Here is a 15324-nt window from a genome sequence, read left to right on the forward strand (position 1 = left end):
GCGGTGTCGCGCGACGCCGACGCACGGGCGGGCGGCCTGGCCGGCCCGCCCGTGCGCACCCCGGTTCAGTTCGAGGTGATCCAGTTCCAGGCCGAGACGACCCACTCGGTCTGCTGCAGCCAGGCCACGCCGAGACCGACGAGGAAGACAGCGGTGGCCAGGTGTGCCCCCCGCGCGCTGCGCCGGACCCGCCCGAGCTGCCGCTCCAGCACCAACCGACCGATCACCCGGGCCAGCGCGAACAGGCCCACCGCCACCAGCAGGCTCAACACGAGCACCAGCAGCGGGCCCGACAGATCGCCGCCACCGGAGAGCGCCCAGATCCCCCAGCACACGAACGCGAACAGGCCACCCGCCGCGCTCCACTCGCCGCCGCGACGTAACTGGGCCAGGCGCCAGCTCAACGGCCGGCGCGCCGCCGGCTCCCCCGGCCAGCCCGTACCGGTCGGCTCCTGCTCGACCACCGGAAACGGTTCGGTCCGTGGGTTACGCGGCTGACCCACCGGCGCCACACCCCGGCGGAACCCGTCCCGCTGCGGCGGCACCCCGACGCCGGCCTGCGGTGGGACCTCCACGGTTCGCTCCGCCCACGGCTGCGTCTGGTCTGCCATCTCGTCCTCCCCCTGACCGGCGGCACCCCCGAATTCGAGGAGCCAGCCGGCGAACCCGACCGGCGGCACGATCACCGCCCGAATCCGAGGGTAGCCAGCCGGCAAATCGGTCGCCGACCGCCGTCCGGCGCGAACCCGGCACGACGTGCCGAATTCCACACCGGGCGAGGTACGGTCGGCTGATGGGTGATCCGGAGCGACGCAGGCGACGGCTGCGCCACCAGTCCGACTCCGACCCGGCCGGGCGCGGCGCCGACGGTTCGACGGTCAGCACGGCCGGCGTACACGACGGCGTGGAGTCGCCGCCGCGGCGTCGGGGGCCCGGCGGCGACGACCGCGACGGCGAGCGGGGTTTACGGGGGCTGGTCGGCTCCGGCTCGTCCCAGGTGGGGCTGAGCGCCGCGCTGCGGGCCCGCGACGCCGCCCGGCCCACCGACGACGACCTTGCCGAGGCGGAGGCCCGGGTGGTCGTCGTCCGCCGCAACTGGGTGCCCCGCGAGGAGCTGCCCCGCTCGCCGCGCTGAGGGCGGCGGCCCGGGTCAGGGCAGGTCGGGCAGTTCCCGGGTCTGCTCGTACGTGGCGACCTGGATGATCCGGCGGGCGTGCCGCTCGTTGCCGGAGAACGGCGTGTTCAGGAACGCCTCGACGATGCCGGTGGCCTCGTCCAGGGTGTGCTGGCGGGCGCCCACCGCGACGACGTTCGCGTCGTTGTGCTGGCGGGCGAGCTGAGCCGTCTCGACGCTCCAGGCCAGCGCGGCGCGTACGCCGACGACCTTGTTCGCGGCGATCTGCTCGCCGTTGCCGGACCCGCCGATGACCACCCCCAGGGAGGTCTCGTCGGCCACCACCCGGTCACCCGTGTGCAGGCAGAACGTCGGGTAGTCGTCGTCCGGGTCGTAGCTGTGCGGGCCGACGTCGACCACGTCGTACCCCTGCTTGGCCAGGTGATTGGCCAGGTGCACCTTCAACTCGAAACCGGCGTGGTCGGATCCCAGGTAGACGCGCATACCGGGCAGTCTGTCAGGCCGCGCTCTCCGACGCCGCAGGGGCGGCGTCGGAGAGCAGGGTTCGTCACACGGTCGGGCGGATGGTCACTCAGCGCGGCAGTTCGGCGACCACCAGGCCGCCGCGCGCCTTCGGGGTGAACCAGGTGCTCTTGCGGGGCATCTTCTCCCGGGCCAGGTTCACCGCGACGAAGTCCGCCACGGTCACCGGCGCGATGAGGACGGCCAGCTCGGCCCGCCCGGCGTCGACCTCTTCGGTGAGCCAGCTCGCCGGGTAGTCACCGCCCACGTAGGTGATCCGCTTGTCGCCCGGATCCAACCCCAGGGCGTCGCGCAGCAGCAGCCGCTCGACCAGGGCGTGATCCAGGTTCTCCAGGCGGGCGTCGGCGGTGGCGGGCAGGCGCACCGCGTACCCCTGGCCGGCCAGCCGGAGGTGGACGGTGCCGCCGGCCGCCGGCACCTCGACCGGGCCGTCGATGGGCTCGACCTCGGCCCCCGCCGCGCGCAACCGGTCGAGCAGCTCGGCCGGCGTGGTGGTCAGCTCGCTGACCAGCCGGTTGTACGGCTGGATGGCCACCGACGCGGGGGTGGTGACCACGGCCAGGAAGCGCGACAACCCGCCGGTCTGGGCGGCCAGGCTGCGGTGGTTGCCGTCGGCGACGACCAGCTCGCCGCCACCGGCGAGAGCGGTCAGCGCGTCCTGCTCCGGGCCGGGGCCGACCAGCCAGATGGCGTGGGTGCGCCCCGCCTGGTCGGTGTCGGTCGCGGCGGGCACCCCGGCCGCGTCGGTCGCCGCCGCGAGCGCGGCGTGCAGCTCGTCGCCGCTCCCGGTCTGCAGCAGGAGTACGGGTGAGAGCAGGTGACCCAGCGCATCGGCCAGCGCGACTCGCTCGCGCACCTTGGCGATGAAGACGTCCTCGTTGCGGATGACCAGGCCCGGCTCGTCGGCCCGGGTGGAGATCTGGTCGGTGTCGACCATCGCGAACAGCCCGTACGCCGGCTCCTCGCCCGGGGCGCTGATCCGGTACAGCACGATGACCTGCTCGGCGGGGGTGTAACTGCCGTCGGCCTTGGCCTCGGCGAGGCGGGCCACCGAGTCCGGCAGCGCGTCGAGGAACGACTTGCCCAGGCTGCCGGGGGCCCGATGCGGCATCTCGATGCCGAGGGCACTGTGCGGGTTCGCCTCGATGATCGCGGTGATCTCCGCGTCGTCGGCGAACTCGTCGTAGTTCTGCGCGCCGGTGCCGCCAGTGGTGATCCAGGCCCGGGCGATCGGATGTACGACCGTCATGCCCACTGACGCTACCGGCGGCGACGTCGCCGGCGACGGGGACCCGCGCGGCGTCCACCAGATGAAAGTGCCGGGCCCGGACGTGATGTCAGCCGGCGCGGCCGGACGCGCCGTTGTGCCGCCGGTGTCGGCCGGCCACGACCGGTCCGGCGTTGCCGCGCCGGCCGTTCGCGACGGGCCCGGTGATGGCGTTGCGCCGGGGTGCGGCCGGCGGTCCCGGCACGGGACGCGGTTCCGGCGGTGGCGCCGGAACGGGTCGCGGGTTCAGCGGCGGCGTCGGCACGGGACGCGGGGCGGTGGGTGCCGGCGGGGGCGGGGCGGGCTCAGCCGGCGCGGCAGCCACCACGACCGGTTCCACGGCCGACGGTACGACCGACTCCGGCGCCACCGGCACCACCGGCGTCGACACGACGGGCGTCGCTGGCGCCGGTGTGACCGGTGCGGGCGTCAGCCGCGAGGTGACCGGCACCCGGGCCACGCCGACCACGATGGGCGGGGCGAGCAGGTCCACCACGTGGGCGGGAAGGTCGGGGCGGACCGTCGGCCAGCGGGAGTCGTCTACCGACCAGTACGCCGCGCCGGGAGTCTCGATCACCCCCTGTCGGGTCAACTGATCGTCACCGGACGCACGGTGCTTGGCCATCGGGATTGCCTCCACGAGCTGCGGGGTGCGGCCCTGCGGGTCGCTGCGGCGGACACCGAGGGAAACGACGCCGCCCGCCCAGCGGTGACGCTGTGACCGCGAGGCGTACCCACCACCCGGCGCGGCGCGCCCCCGCCCGGTCCCACGAGCTGGGGACCGGACGGGGGCGCGTGGCGGTCGCGGTCAGTCGAAGATCGGGGACTGCTCGCGGGTGCGCTTCAGCTCGTAGAAGCCCGGCGTGCCGGCGACCAGGAGGACGCCGTCCCAGAGCCGGCCGGCGGCCTCGCCCTTCGGGCGCGGCGTGATCACCGGGCCGAAGAACGCGACCGGGCTGCCGTCCGGGCCGGGCGCGTGGACGACCGGGGTGCCGACGTCCTGCCCGACGGGGCGCATGCCGGCCTCGTGGCTGGCCCGCAGCGCCTCGTCGTACTCGGTGCTGTCGGCGGCGGCGGCCAGCGCCGGGTCCAGGCCGGCCTCGGTCAGCGCGGCGACGTAGAGCTCCGGCCCGAGCTGCTCCTTACCGAGGTGGATGCGGGTGCCCAGCGCGGTGTAGAGCTTGCGCAGCGCGTCGCTGCCGTAGCGCTGCTCGGCGGCGATGCACACCCGCACCGGGCCCCAGCCGTTGTCCATCAGTTCCCGGTACTGCTCTGGCAGGTCCCTGCCCTCGTTGAGCACGGACAGGCTCATGACGTGGTAGCGGATGTCCACTTCGCGGACCTGCTCGACCTCCAGCAGCCAGCGGGACGTGATCCACGCCCACGGGCAAATCGGGTCGAACCACATGTCGGCGGTGACACGATCGGTCACGGTGAGGTCCCTTCGCGACGGGTGACGCCGGTAGTCCGGCGTCTCACCTCGATCCTCACCCCACGGCCCATCGACCGGCACCCGAATGAGAGCGTGACCTCGCCCACCGCCGGCTGCCCGTACGTGGAAGACTCGGATCGGGCCGGACGTCACGAGCGGTCGGCAGACGGGCGCCGCCGGGCGTACGGCGAGACGTGGGATGGAGACGAACAGTGCCGGGAGTGCGTAACCTGACGCAGGTCGAGGCGACCGAGCGGGCACGCCTGCTCGAGGTGACCGGGTACGACATCAGTCTGGACCTGTCGACCGCCGTGCTGGCGGCCGACGGCCGCACGTTCTCCTCGACGACCGAGGTCCGGTTCCGCTGCGCCGAACCGGGGGCGAGCACGTTCATCGAGGTGGCCGCCGAGTCGGTGCGGTCCGCCACCCTGAACGGCGCCCCGGTGGACCTGTCCGACTGGTCGGCTGAGAAGGGCCTGACCCTGTCCGGGCTGGACAGCGAGAACACCCTGGTCGTCGACGCGGACTTCGCCTACTCCAACAGCGGGCAGGGACTGCACCGCACGGTCGACCCGGTGGACGGCGAGACGTACCTCTACAGCCAGTTCGAGACGGCCGACGCGCAGCGCGTGTTCGCCTGCTTCGACCAGCCCGACCTGAAGAGCGTCTACACCTGGCACGCCACCGTCCCCGAGCACTGGCGGGTGGTGTCCAACATGCCGGTGCAGCGCGAGGAGCCGGCCGGCGAGGGGCTCAAGACCCTCCACTTCACCGAGTCGCCGCGGATGAGCACGTACATCACGGCGCTGTGCGCCGGCCCGTACCACGAGGTGCGCGACAGCCACGACGGCATCGACCTGGGGGTGTTCTCCCGGGCGTCGATGGCTCAGTACCTGGACTCCGACGATCTGTTCCTCATCACCAAGCAGGGCTTCGACTTCTTCCACCAGAAGTTCGGCGTGCGCTACCCGCTGCCCAAGTACGACCAGCTGTGGGTGCCCGACTTCAACGCCGGCGCGATGGAGAACTTCGGCTGCGTCACGCACGCCGAGTCGCACTACCTGTTCCGCTCCCAGGTCACCGACTTCGAGTACGAGCAGCGGGCCAACACGATCCTGCACGAGCTGGCCCACATGTGGTTCGGCGACCTGGTCACCATGCGCTGGTGGAACGACCTGTGGCTCAACGAGTCGTTCGCCGAGTGGGCCAGCCACTGGTGCAACACCAACGCCACCCGGTTCACCGAGGCGTGGACGACGTTCCTGTCCATCCGGAAGAACTGGGGCTACCGGCAGGACCAGCTCTCCTCCACGCACCCGGTCTACACCGAGATGCCGGACATGGAGGCCGTCGAGGTCAACTTCGACGGCATCACCTACGCCAAGGGCGCGAGCGTGCTCAAGCAGCTCGTCGCGTACGTGGGTGAGGAGCCGTTCGTGGCCGGGCTGCGGGCGTACTTCGGCAAGCACGCCTGGGGCAACGCCACCTTCGACGACCTGCTCACCGAGCTGGAGGCGGCCTCGGGCCGCGAGCTGCGCAAGTTCGCCGCGCAGTGGCTGGAGACCGCCCAGGTCAACACGCTGCGGCCGGAGGTGACCATCGGCGCCGACGGCACGTACGAGCAGGTGGTCGTCCGGCAGGAGGCGCCGGCGGCGTACCCGACGCTGCGCACCCACCGGATCGGCGTGGGCCTGTACGACCTGACCGACGGACGGCTGGTCCGCCGCGAACGCTACGAGGTGGACGTGACCGGCGAGCGGACCGACCTCGCCGACCTGCGCGGCGTTCGAGCCGCCGACGTGCTGCTGCTCAACGACGACGACCTGAGCTACACCAAGCTGCGCCTCGACGACCGGTCGATGGCCACGGTGGTGCAGCACATCGGCGGCTTCGACTCGTCGCTGGCCCGCGCCCTCTGCTGGACGGCCGCGTGGGACATGACCCGAGACGCCGAGCTGGCGACCCGCGACTACGTGGCGCTGGTGCTGGCCGGGCTGTCCGCGGAGACCGACATCAACCTGGTGACCGCCACCCTGCGCCAGGCCACCACCGCGCTCACCCTCTACGCCGACCCCGCGTGGGCGGCCACCGGCTGGGCGGGGCTGGCTCGTACGGCGAAGGACGCGCTCGCCTCCGCCGAGCCGGGCAGCGGTTTCCAGCTGGCCTGGGCCCGGGCGTACACCTCGGCCGCCCGGTCCGAAGAGGACCTGGCCACGCTGCGCGGCTGGCTGGACGGCACCGGCGTGCCGGCCGGGCTGACCGTGGACACCGAGCTGCGCTGGACGGTGCTCGGGGCGCTGGTGGCCAACGGCGCGGCCGGTGCCGCCGAGATCGAGGCGGAGCTGGCCGGTGACCGCACCGCCAGCGGCGAGCGGGAGGCCGCGTACGCGCACGCGCTGGTGCCGACGGCGGAGAACAAGGCGGCCGTGTGGGCGCTGCTGACCGGCCCGGACGCGCTGCCGAACTGGCGGCACCGGGCGCTGTTGCAGGGCTTCGCCCACCCGGCGCAGGTGGAGCTGGTCGCCCCGTACCGGGAGAAGTACTTCGCGGCGGTCGGCCAGGTGTGGGCCACGCGGGACAGCGAGCCGGCGCAGGAGTTCGCCCAGTTGGCGTACCCGACGTACCTGGTGGACGACGACACGGTGGCGGCCACCGACGCGTGGCTGGCCGGTGACGGCAACCCCGGCCCGCTGCGTCGACTGGTCGCCGAGGGCCGCGACGGTGTGGTGCGGGCGCTCAAGGCCCGCGCGAAGGACGCCCAGCAGAGCTGACCAGCTCGCTTGATCGACTCGACATCGCCGATATGGAGGTGTCCGCCCGCGCGGACACCCCCATATCGCTGACCTGGCGCGCTGCAACGGCACGCAACGCGACGAAGCCCGACCTGCCGTGCGGCGGGTCGGGCTTCGACGTACGAGAAAGGGCTCAGCCCTTGCCGGCGTGGCTGGCGAGCTGGTCGAGGCCGTTGATGATGCCGCCGGCCAGGTCGCCGCCGCTGAACGCGCCGGCCATGGAGAGCGCGGCCAGCTTGGCGTACGTGTCGGGGATGCGCTTGCGGGCGTACCGCCCGGTGACGATCTCCAGCTGGCGCTGGTTGGGCGACACGGCGATCAGCACCGACTTGTCGGGCTCGGCGAGCTGGCGGTGCAGCCGCTGGGCGTGCTCACGGATCGGCTCGTCGAGGCCGCCGACGAACACCGAGAAGACCAGGCCGGTGCCCTGGTCGGCCAGGCGCAGGGCCTCGTCGATGCGCAGCAGTTGGCGGGTCGAGAACGGCCCGTCCAGCACCTCGGGCGGATTCTCCGTCCCGGTCTGCTTCTCACCAACGGTCACTTGCGCCTCCGGTTCCACCGGCCGGCGCCTCGACGCTGGCCTGCTCTAGCTTGTGGCTGGTCAGCGCGGGCGCCTGCGCCCCCGCGGTCAGCGCGGTGCCGGCCGAGTCGGCCAGCTGCTCCGGGCGGCCCAGGAACCAGACCGGAGTGAAGTCGAAGGGCCGGCCCGGCCGGTAGCGCTTGGCGCCACCGCCACCGCCGGTGGCACTCCCGCGGCTACCGGCGTACGACAGGCCGGCGATGACCAGCACCGCGGCCACCGGGATGCCGACGAAGACCAGCAACGTCTCGGTAACAGACAATCCCAACGCCCCCAGGCGGAAGAAGGACCTCGAACAATCGGGTCGGATGGACGATCATGATGGTGACCGGCCAACTCCGTCACCATTCACGTTAGCGGAGTCGACGGCCCGCCAGATTGCGGGGTGCCGATCCCATCCGTCACTGGCGTGCTCCAGTTGCGCAGCGGTCGCGATGAGCCGCGCGTCGTCGCCGTACCGGCCGGTGAGGAGCACCCCGACGGGCAGGCCGTCGGCCGTGGCGCCCACCGGCAGGGACATGGAGGGATCGCCGGTGACGTTGAAGATGGCGCAGTAGGGCGAGAAGCGGCGTTGCCGGTCGAAATCGGCCGCCGGGTCGCCGTCGGCGGTGAACCAGCCGACGGGTGCCTGCGGTGCGGCCAGGGTGGGGCAGAGCAGCAGGTCGCAGCCGGCGGTGCGGGCGGCGCCGAGACGTACCTGCGCCTGCAGCTCGCCGAGGGTGGCGGCCAGCGCGCCCGCGGAGACGCTGGCGCCCCGGGCCCGCAGCAGTTGGGTCAGCGGCAGCAGCTCCGCCTCGCGGTGCGGGGGCACGGGGGCGAGTGCCAGCACGTACCAGATGATCTCGAACAGCGGCCACGCCTGGGGCCCGAGCGGCGGCGGCACCTCGACCACCTCGTGGCCGGCGGTGGTGAGCAGGGCGGCGGCCCGGTCGACGGCGGCCACGCAGTCGGGGTGCACCGGCTCGTCGGCGAGCATCGGCGTGGTGAAGCGGCCGATCCGCAGCCGGCCGGGCTCGGCCCGGCGGGCGGCGGCCAGGTATCCACCGGGCGGCGCGGGCGGCGGCAGGTAGGGCTCGCCCGGCACCGGCACGGCCATGACGTCGAGCAGCGCGGCGACGTCGGCGACGGTCCGCCCGAGCGGACCGCTGGTGGGCAGCCCGAACGCGCCGGAGCCGAGCGGCCCGCCGGAGACCACGCCACGACTGGGCTTGTAGCCGATCAGGCCGCAGAGCGACGCCGGGATGCGCAGGGAGCCGCCGCCGTCGGACCCCTGCGCGATCGGCACCAGCCCGGCCGCGACCGCCGCCGCCGCGCCGCCGCTGGACCCACCGGCGGTGTACGCGAGCTGCCACGGATTGCGGGCCGGCGGTGCGACACGGCCCTCCGAGTAGAGCGAGCAGCCCAGCTCGGAGGTGGTCGTCTTGCCGAGGCTGACGAGGCCCGCGGCCTTGATGAACCGGACCACGTCGGCGTCGACCGGCGGGACGAAGTCGGCGAACGCCGCCGAGCCGAAGGTGGTGCGTACCCCGGCGGTGAGAGTGAGGTCCTTGATCGCGGTCGGCACGCCGTGCAGCGGGCCGCGCCCCTCGACGGGCACCGCGTCGGCGGCGCGCGCGGCCTGCCGGGCGAGGTCCGGCGTGACGGTGACGAACGCGCCCACGGTGTCGCCGAGCGCCGCCACCCGGCGCAGGGAGTGCTCGACCAGCTCGACGCTGGACAGCTCGCCGCGGGCGATGGCGGCGGCCTGTTCCAGCGCGGTCAGGTCGTGCGGCTCGGCCATGTCCTCATCCTGCCCGGTGGGAGCGGCTGTCGGCGGGTCGACACGGCGGTCGCCCTTCGCGGCGGAGGGTACTGCTCCCGATACCGAACCGGCCGTGTCGGGAGGCAACCCCCCTCACCGGTCGCCCGCCCGGCGGCGGGCCGACTCCTGCCGGCGTCCTTTGCTCTGCTTCAACGGAGGCAACAGCCGATGTCCGTTTATCGGACACGTGGTGTTGCGTGGATTGAAGCAGAGCAAAGGCAACAGAACAGGGTCCGTCGGCCCGTCGCGGCCGTCCGTCGTCCGGGGGCACTACCACGGGTACGCCGTCAGCGCCGCCCGTGCAGGAAGCGCAGGGCGTTGGTGGATCGGAGCTTGTCGCGCTGGGCGTCGGTGAGGAAGTCGGCCGCGTCGACGACCGCACCGGCCGGCCGCTCCCCCAGCGGGTACGGGTAGTCGCTGCCGACCAGCACCCGGTCCTCCCCCATCGTGTCGACCAGCAGCCGCAGCGCGGGCGGCGCGAAGACCACCGAGTCGACGCTGAACCGGTCGACGTAACTGCTGGGCGGGGCGACGGACGCGCCCCGAACCAGGTCACCACGTCGGTGCCAGGCGTTGTCGGCGCGGCCGAGCCAGAACGGGAAGCTGCCGCCGCCGTGCGCGAAGCAGATCCGCAGCGTCTCGGGCACCCGGTCGAAGACGCCGCCCAGGATCATCGCCAGCACCGACAGGTGCGTCTCGGCGGGCATCCCGGTGAGCCACCGGGCCATCCAGCGGTTCAGACGCGGGCCGTCCGGCATGTCCCACGGGTGGACGAAGACGGGCGCACCCACCTCGGCACAGTGCTGCAGGAAGGTGACCACCCCGGCGTCGTCCAGATCCCGGTCGCCGACGTGGTTGCCGATCTCCACGCCGACGTGCCCGGCGGCCAGGCTGCGATCCAGCTCGGCGCAGGCGGCGTCCGGGTCCTGCAGGGGCACCTGGCAGAACGGCACCAGCCGGTCACCGCCGGCCGCGGTGACCTTCAGGGTGAGGTCGTTGAAGATCCGGGCGACCTTCACCGCCTGGTCGGCCGGACGGTCGTAGCTGAAGAAGACGGGCGTCGGCGACACCACCTGCACGGCCACGCCGTCGGCGTCCATGTCGGCCAGCCGCGTCGACGCGTCCCAGCACTCGGCGCCGACCGGACGGAACTCCGTCTCCCCCACCATGATCATGGCGGCGCGCTCGGAGTCGACCCGCAACCAGGGCCAGCCGGACCCGCCGCACGCCGCGCCGAGGTCCGGCCACCCCTTCGGTACGACGTGCGTGTGCACGTCGACGACACCAGCGGGCATCAGCCCTTGCCCGGGTGCAGAGTGCCGCAGTTGGCGCAGGTGCGTGCCTGCTCATCCGCGTAGAACGCCTGGAACACCGGCGGCAGGTCGGCCGCGATGTCGCGGACCTGCAACTCCACCTCGTGCACCTGGTTTCCGCACTCGGGGCAGTACCACTGGAACGTCTCCAGCGTGCCCTCCTCGCGGACGCGCTCGACGACCACACCGATCGAGCCGGCCTCCGGTCGCTGCGGCGAGTGCGGGGTGTTGCGCGGCAGCATCCACATCTGACCCTCGCGCACGTGCACCGTACGCGGACCCTCGGGGGTCATCAGGTTGATGTGCATGTTGCCCTTGACCTGGTAGAAGAACTCCTCGTACGGGTCCACGTGGAAGTCGGTGCGCTGGTTGGGCCCGCCCACCACCATCACGATGAAGTCGTCCCCGCCGGGGAACATCTCCTTGTTGCCCACCGGCGGCTTCAGCAGGTGCTGGTTCTCCGCGATCCAGCCCGGAAAGCTGAACGGCTCGGCGATCTCACTCACGACTGACCTCCCGAGGGAAGAAGGGCCACGGCCTGGATCTCGATGAGCAGGTGCGGGTGCGGCAACTGGTGCACCGCCACCGTGGTGCGGGTCGGTCCGGACGCGTCGAAGAACTCCGCCCACACCTCGTTGTAACCACCGAAGTCGTTCATGTTGACCAGGTACGTGGTCACCTGGACGAGGTCGGTGAGGTCCGCGCCGACCGAGCGCAGCAGATCGCCGATGTTCTCGATCACGGTCCGCGTCTGCACCCGGATGTCGAGGTTCGTCGTGCCGAACGCGTCGACCTCGACACCGGCGAAGCTGTTGTCCGGCCGTCGCGACGACGTACCGGAGACGAAGACGAACCCACCCGCGACCTTGACGTGCGGAAAAGCCCCCCGTGGCACGGCCTTTCCGGCCACCACCCGGGCGGTCACGACGACGCCCGCAGCGAAGCCGTGCCGAGCTTCTCGACGACGGCGCGGACATGGGCACCGGGACGCAGCGGCACCGCGGCGGTGGCGGCGCCGGCCAGGAAGACCCAGCCGGACTGCAACCGCACCCCGTGTCGGCCGGCCAGCCGGATGCCCTCGTCGAGCGCCCGCCGCGGATCGCCGAGGATCGCCGCCGTCGAGCCGACCTGGGCCACCCGCCCGTCGACCTCCAGCAGCACGCCCAGGTTGTCGAGCCCCGACGGCACCGACGACCACGGCCCGACCACGAACGCGGCGGCCGAGGTGTTGTCGGCGATCACGTCCGGCAGCGAGAAACGGAAATCCGCGTACCGGGAGTCGATCAGCTCGATGGCCGGGGCGACCGCGCGGACCGCCGTGGCGAAGTCGCCGACCGGCTCGCCCGGCTCCGGCAGCCGGTCCAGCAGGAACGCCACCTCCGGCTCGACCCGGGGATGGATGTACGCGGCCGGGTCCACGGCACCGCCGTCGGGCACCCGCATCGCGTCGGTGAGCCGCCCCCAGATCACCTCGTCCACGCCGACCTGGGCCATCTTCGCCCTGCTGGTCAGCCCCATCTTCAGCCCGACCAGCCGCTCGCCGCGTTCCAGTCGGCGCTGCACCAGCGCTGCCTGCACGCCGTACGCGGTGTCCACGTCGAGACCGGTCTCGGCGGCGAGCTGACCGATCGCGGTGGCCGTGTCGGCCGCCGCGCCCAGCTTGTCGGCGATCCCGGTGATGTCCACGCCGATCATGACTGCTGCTCCTTGCCGGCCAGGTCGAGTGCCACGTCGACGATCATGTCCTCCTGGCCGCCGACCATCCGACGGCGGCCCAGCTCGACCAGGATCGACCGGACGTCGACGCCGTAGCGGTCCGAGGCCCGCTCGGCGTGCCGCAGGAAGCTGGAGTAGACGCCCGCGTACCCCAGGGAGAGCGTTTCCCGGTCGACCTGGACCGGCCGGTCCTGCAATGGGCGGACGATGTCGTCGGCGGCGTCCATCAGCGCGAACACGTCGCAGCCGTGCTTCCAGCCGTGCAGCTCGGCGACCGCCACGAAGACCTCCAGCGGCGCGTTGCCGGCGCCCGCGCCCATGCCGGCGAGGGAGGCGTCGACGCGCACGGTCCGGCCGGACGGCGAGCCGAGCGGCCCGGCGCCGAGGATGCGGCCGTGCTCGACGGCGAGCACGCTGTTGGCCACCCCGAGCGACAGGTTGTGGTGGGCGTGGATGCCGATCTGCGTCTCCGGGTCGAGGACCTGCCGGTAGGCGTCGACCCGCTGCGCCACGTCGGACATCAGCAGCCGGCCGCCGGAGTCGGTGACGTAGACGCAGTGCGCCCCGTACGACTCCATGAGCTTGGCCTGCCCGGCGAGCCCGGCCGGATCGTTCATGTGCGACATCATCAGGAACCCGGAGACGTCCATGCCGTTCTCCCGGGCCCAGGAGATGTGCTGGGCGGAGATGTCCGCCTCGGTGCAGTGCGTGGCGATGCGGACGCTTGTCACGCCGAGCGCCTTCGCCGCCCGCAGGTCCGCGATCGTGCCGATGCCGGGCAGCAGCAGGGTGGTGAGCTTCGCGTTCGTCAGCACTTCGGCGGCGGCGGAGATCCACTCGGCGTCGCTGGCCGCGCCGTGGCCGTAGTTGACGCTGGAGCCGGCGAGCCCGTCGCCGTGCGCCACCTCGATCGCGGCCACCCCGGCGGCGTCCAGGGCGGCGGCGATGGTGCGCACCTGCTCGACGGTGTACCGGTGGGCGATGGCGTGCATGCCGTCGCGCAGCGTCACGTCCTGGATGTACAGGTCGGTCATGACGCGGTCACCTCCGAAGGACGCCTGGCGACCAGCCGCTCCGCGGCGCGCAGCGCGGCGGAGGTCATGATGTCCAGGTTCCCGGCGTACGCCGGCAGGTAGTGGCCCGCCCCGGACACCTCCAGGTAGACCGACACCTGCAACGCGGTGAGCTGCCGCCCGAGCGTCGGCACGTACGCCTCGACGCGGTCGAACTGCACGTCCTGCTTGAGCCGGTAGCCGGGGACGTACTCCTGGACCGTCGCCACCATGTCCGCCACCGAGGCGGCGATGGCGGCGGTGTCGGCGTCGACGTCCGGGCAGAGGCAGTAGACGGTGTCGCGCATGAGCAGCGGCGGGTCCGCCGGGTTCAGCACGATGATCGCCTTGCCCCGCTCCGCACCGCCGACCACCTCGATGGCGCGAGCGGTGGTCTCGGTGAACTCGTCGATGTTGGCCCGGGTGCCCGGCCCGGCGGACTTCGACGCGATCGACGCGACGATCTCCCCGTACGCCACCGGGGTGACCCGGCGGACGGCGGCGACGATCGGCACGGTGGCCTGCCCGCCGCAGGTCACCATGTTGACGTTCGGTTCGTGCAGGTGCTCGTCGAGGTTGACCGGCGGCACCACGTAGGGGCCGAGCGCGGCCGGGGTCAGGTCGACCACCGTCCGGCCGTGTGCGCGCAGCACCTCGTCGTGGCGTCGGTGCGCGCCGGCCGAGGTGGCGTCGAAGACCAGCTCGACGTCGGCGAACTCGGGCATCGCGACCAGCCCGTCCACTCCGTCGGCGGTGGTGGCGACGCCGAGCCGGCGAGCGCGCGCCAGGCCGTCGGAGGCCGGGTCGATGCCGGCCATCGCCACCATCCGCAGGCTGTCGCTCAGCCGCAACACCTTGATCATCAGGTCGGTGCCGATGTTTCCCGATCCCAGCACCGCCACGTCAGTGGTCACTGCCCGCCCCTGTCGCTGAAGGATGTCCGTACCGAGCCGAGGCCGGAGATCCGGGCCTCGTACGCGGCGCCCGGGGTGACCGGCACCATCGGGCCGAGCGCCCCGGAGAGCACCACGTCCCCGGCGCGCAGCGGGTCACCGGCGCGGGCGAGGGTGCTCGCCAGCCAGTGCAGGGCGTGCAGCGGGTTGCCCAGGCAGGCCGCGCCCGCGCCCACCGAGACCGGCTCACCGGCGTGCTCCAGCACCATTCCGCACAGCCGCAGGTCGACGTCGGCGAGGCGGCGTGGCGTGGTGCCGAGCACGAAGAGCCCGCTGGAGGCGTTGTCGGCGACCGTGTCCACGATGGAGATGTCCCACCCGGCGATCCGCGAGTCGACGATCTCGATCGCCGGCAGCACGTGGTCGACGGCGCGGATCAGGTCGACGGTCGTGATCTGCGGATCCGCGAGATCCTTGTCGAGCACGAACGCGATCTCCGCCTCGACCCGCGGCTGGAGCAGCCGGTCGATCGGCACCTCGACCCCGTCGCCGACCGCCATCGCGTCGGTAAGCATCCCGAAGTCCGGCTGGAACACCCCGAAGGTCTCCTGCACCGCCCGGGAGGTCAACCCGATCTTCGCGCCGACGCGGCGTTCACCGCGGCCCTGCCAGGCCCGCGCCTGGAGCTGCTGCACGCGGTACGCGGACTCGACGTCGCCCTCCGGCAGCAGCCGACCGCGCAGCGGCGGACACGGCTTGCCGGTGCTGCGGGCCTCGGCCAGCTCCCGGTTGGCGGCCTCGATGTCGGCTTCCATGCCCGC

Annotated in this window: 17 protein-coding genes; 2 read left to right on the plus strand and 15 right to left on the minus strand. The window is 72.7% G+C overall.

Going from position 1 to position 15324, the window contains the following annotated elements; translation table 11 throughout:
- Positions 1-65: 65 nt before the first annotated feature.
- Positions 66-611, minus strand: a complete 546-nt coding sequence (locus tag ABZT87_RS21940) for a hypothetical protein (RefSeq protein WP_354861766.1) — start codon at positions 609-611, stop codon at positions 66-68.
- Positions 612-793: 182 nt separating this feature from the next.
- Here ABZT87_RS21940 and ABZT87_RS21945 point away from each other — a divergent pair, with 182 nt between their 5' ends.
- Positions 794-1135: a hypothetical protein gene (locus ABZT87_RS21945; protein ID WP_355066199.1), complete on the plus strand. Its 342-nt coding sequence runs from the start codon at positions 794-796 to the stop codon at positions 1133-1135.
- Positions 1136-1150: 15 nt separating this feature from the next.
- Here the strand turns inward: ABZT87_RS21945 and ABZT87_RS21950 are convergent, their stop codons facing one another.
- The 4 genes from ABZT87_RS21950 to ABZT87_RS21965 all read right to left on the minus strand — a co-directional run bounded on the left by ABZT87_RS21950 (position 1151) and on the right by ABZT87_RS21965 (position 4356).
- The gene (locus tag ABZT87_RS21950; RefSeq protein ID WP_354861770.1) at positions 1151-1618 is read right to left on the minus strand and encodes a ribose-5-phosphate isomerase; all 468 of its coding nucleotides are present in this window, start codon (positions 1616-1618) and stop codon (positions 1151-1153) included.
- Positions 1619-1706: 88 nt separating this feature from the next.
- Complete coding sequence (locus ABZT87_RS21955; RefSeq protein ID WP_355066197.1) at positions 1707-2906, minus strand: DUF1015 family protein; 1200 nt, start codon at positions 2904-2906, stop codon at positions 1707-1709.
- An 88-nt stretch (positions 2907-2994) separates the two neighbouring features.
- Positions 2995-3549: a hypothetical protein gene (locus ABZT87_RS21960; protein WP_355137805.1), complete on the minus strand. Its 555-nt coding sequence runs from the start codon at positions 3547-3549 to the stop codon at positions 2995-2997.
- A 183-nt stretch (positions 3550-3732) separates the two neighbouring features.
- Positions 3733-4356, minus strand: a complete 624-nt coding sequence (locus ABZT87_RS21965) for a disulfide bond formation protein DsbA (RefSeq protein WP_354860576.1) — start codon at positions 4354-4356, stop codon at positions 3733-3735.
- A 221-nt stretch (positions 4357-4577) separates the two neighbouring features.
- Between ABZT87_RS21965 and pepN the strand changes: the two genes are divergently transcribed.
- A complete protein-coding gene (gene pepN / locus ABZT87_RS21970) occupies positions 4578-7127 on the plus strand; it encodes an aminopeptidase N (protein WP_355137807.1) in 2550 nt (849 codons plus the stop codon).
- A 154-nt stretch (positions 7128-7281) separates the two neighbouring features.
- Here the strand turns inward: pepN and ABZT87_RS21975 are convergent, their stop codons facing one another.
- From ABZT87_RS21975 to ABZT87_RS22020, 10 genes are all read right to left on the minus strand, one after another.
- Positions 7282-7689 (minus strand): DUF5130 family protein, encoded by a 408-nt coding sequence (locus tag ABZT87_RS21975; protein WP_354860579.1) that lies wholly within the window; start codon positions 7687-7689, stop codon positions 7282-7284.
- Positions 7676-7972, minus strand: a complete 297-nt coding sequence (locus tag ABZT87_RS21980) for a hypothetical protein (RefSeq protein ID WP_354860609.1) — start codon at positions 7970-7972, stop codon at positions 7676-7678. The genes ABZT87_RS21975 and ABZT87_RS21980 overlap by 14 nt, the downstream gene beginning before the upstream one ends.
- A 72-nt stretch (positions 7973-8044) precedes the next feature.
- A complete protein-coding gene (locus ABZT87_RS21985; protein ID WP_355137809.1) occupies positions 8045-9508 on the minus strand; it encodes an amidase in 1464 nt (487 codons plus the stop codon).
- 308 nt (positions 9509-9816) lie between these two features.
- Entirely contained in the window at positions 9817-10824 is a 1008-nt protein-coding gene (locus ABZT87_RS21990; protein ID WP_355137811.1) for an amidohydrolase family protein, read from the minus strand.
- A complete protein-coding gene (locus ABZT87_RS21995) occupies positions 10824-11348 on the minus strand; it encodes a 3-hydroxyanthranilate 3,4-dioxygenase (protein WP_355137813.1) in 525 nt (174 codons plus the stop codon). The genes ABZT87_RS21990 and ABZT87_RS21995 overlap by 1 nt, the downstream gene beginning before the upstream one ends.
- Positions 11345-11767, minus strand: a complete 423-nt coding sequence (locus ABZT87_RS22000; protein WP_355137815.1) for a RidA family protein — start codon at positions 11765-11767, stop codon at positions 11345-11347. Before ABZT87_RS22000 ends, ABZT87_RS21995 begins: the two co-directional genes overlap by 4 nt.
- Positions 11764-12537, minus strand: coding sequence for a fumarylacetoacetate hydrolase family protein (locus ABZT87_RS22005; protein WP_355137817.1), 774 nt, complete (start codon positions 12535-12537; stop codon positions 11764-11766). The genes ABZT87_RS22000 and ABZT87_RS22005 overlap by 4 nt, the downstream gene beginning before the upstream one ends.
- Positions 12534-13592, minus strand: coding sequence for a 4-hydroxy-2-oxovalerate aldolase (gene dmpG / locus ABZT87_RS22010; RefSeq protein WP_355137819.1), 1059 nt, complete (start codon positions 13590-13592; stop codon positions 12534-12536). Before dmpG ends, ABZT87_RS22005 begins: the two co-directional genes overlap by 4 nt.
- Positions 13589-14524, minus strand: a complete 936-nt coding sequence (locus tag ABZT87_RS22015) for an acetaldehyde dehydrogenase (acetylating) (RefSeq protein WP_355137821.1) — start codon at positions 14522-14524, stop codon at positions 13589-13591. Before ABZT87_RS22015 ends, dmpG begins: the two co-directional genes overlap by 4 nt.
- On the minus strand, positions 14521-15318 hold the full coding sequence (locus ABZT87_RS22020; RefSeq protein WP_355066179.1) for a fumarylacetoacetate hydrolase family protein: 798 nt from the start codon (positions 15316-15318) through the stop codon (positions 14521-14523). Before ABZT87_RS22020 ends, ABZT87_RS22015 begins: the two co-directional genes overlap by 4 nt.
- Positions 15319-15324 lie beyond the last annotated feature (6 nt).

The sequence above is a fragment of the Micromonospora sp. NPDC005237 genome, assembly GCF_040607775.1.
In the GTDB taxonomy this organism is placed as follows: Bacteria; Actinomycetota; Actinomycetes; order Mycobacteriales; family Micromonosporaceae; genus Micromonospora.

Bases quoted from the DNA above. Each gene is read 5' to 3' on its own strand.
- ABZT87_RS21990 (WP_355137811.1), bottom strand. From the start codon at position 10,824: ATGCCCGCTGGTGTCGTCGACGTGCACACGCACGTCGTACCGAAGGGG.
- ABZT87_RS21940 (WP_354861766.1), bottom strand. From the start codon at position 611: ATGGCAGACCAGACGCAGCCGTGGGCGGAGCGAACCGTGGAGGTCCCA.
- ABZT87_RS21955 (WP_355066197.1), bottom strand. From the start codon at position 2,906: ATGACGGTCGTACATCCGATCGCCCGGGCCTGGATCACCACTGGCGGC.
- ABZT87_RS21950 (WP_354861770.1), bottom strand. From the start codon at position 1,618: ATGCGCGTCTACCTGGGATCCGACCACGCCGGTTTCGAGTTGAAGGTG.
- ABZT87_RS21985 (WP_355137809.1), bottom strand. From the start codon at position 9,508: ATGGCCGAGCCGCACGACCTGACCGCGCTGGAACAGGCCGCCGCCATC.
- ABZT87_RS22005 (WP_355137817.1), bottom strand. From the start codon at position 12,537: ATGATCGGCGTGGACATCACCGGGATCGCCGACAAGCTGGGCGCGGCG.
- dmpG (WP_355137819.1), bottom strand. From the start codon at position 13,592: ATGACCGACCTGTACATCCAGGACGTGACGCTGCGCGACGGCATGCAC.
- ABZT87_RS21945 (WP_355066199.1), top strand. From the start codon at position 794: ATGGGTGATCCGGAGCGACGCAGGCGACGGCTGCGCCACCAGTCCGAC.
- ABZT87_RS21960 (WP_355137805.1), bottom strand. From the start codon at position 3,549: ATGGCCAAGCACCGTGCGTCCGGTGACGATCAGTTGACCCGACAGGGG.
- ABZT87_RS22020 (WP_355066179.1), bottom strand. From the start codon at position 15,318: ATGGAAGCCGACATCGAGGCCGCCAACCGGGAGCTGGCCGAGGCCCGC.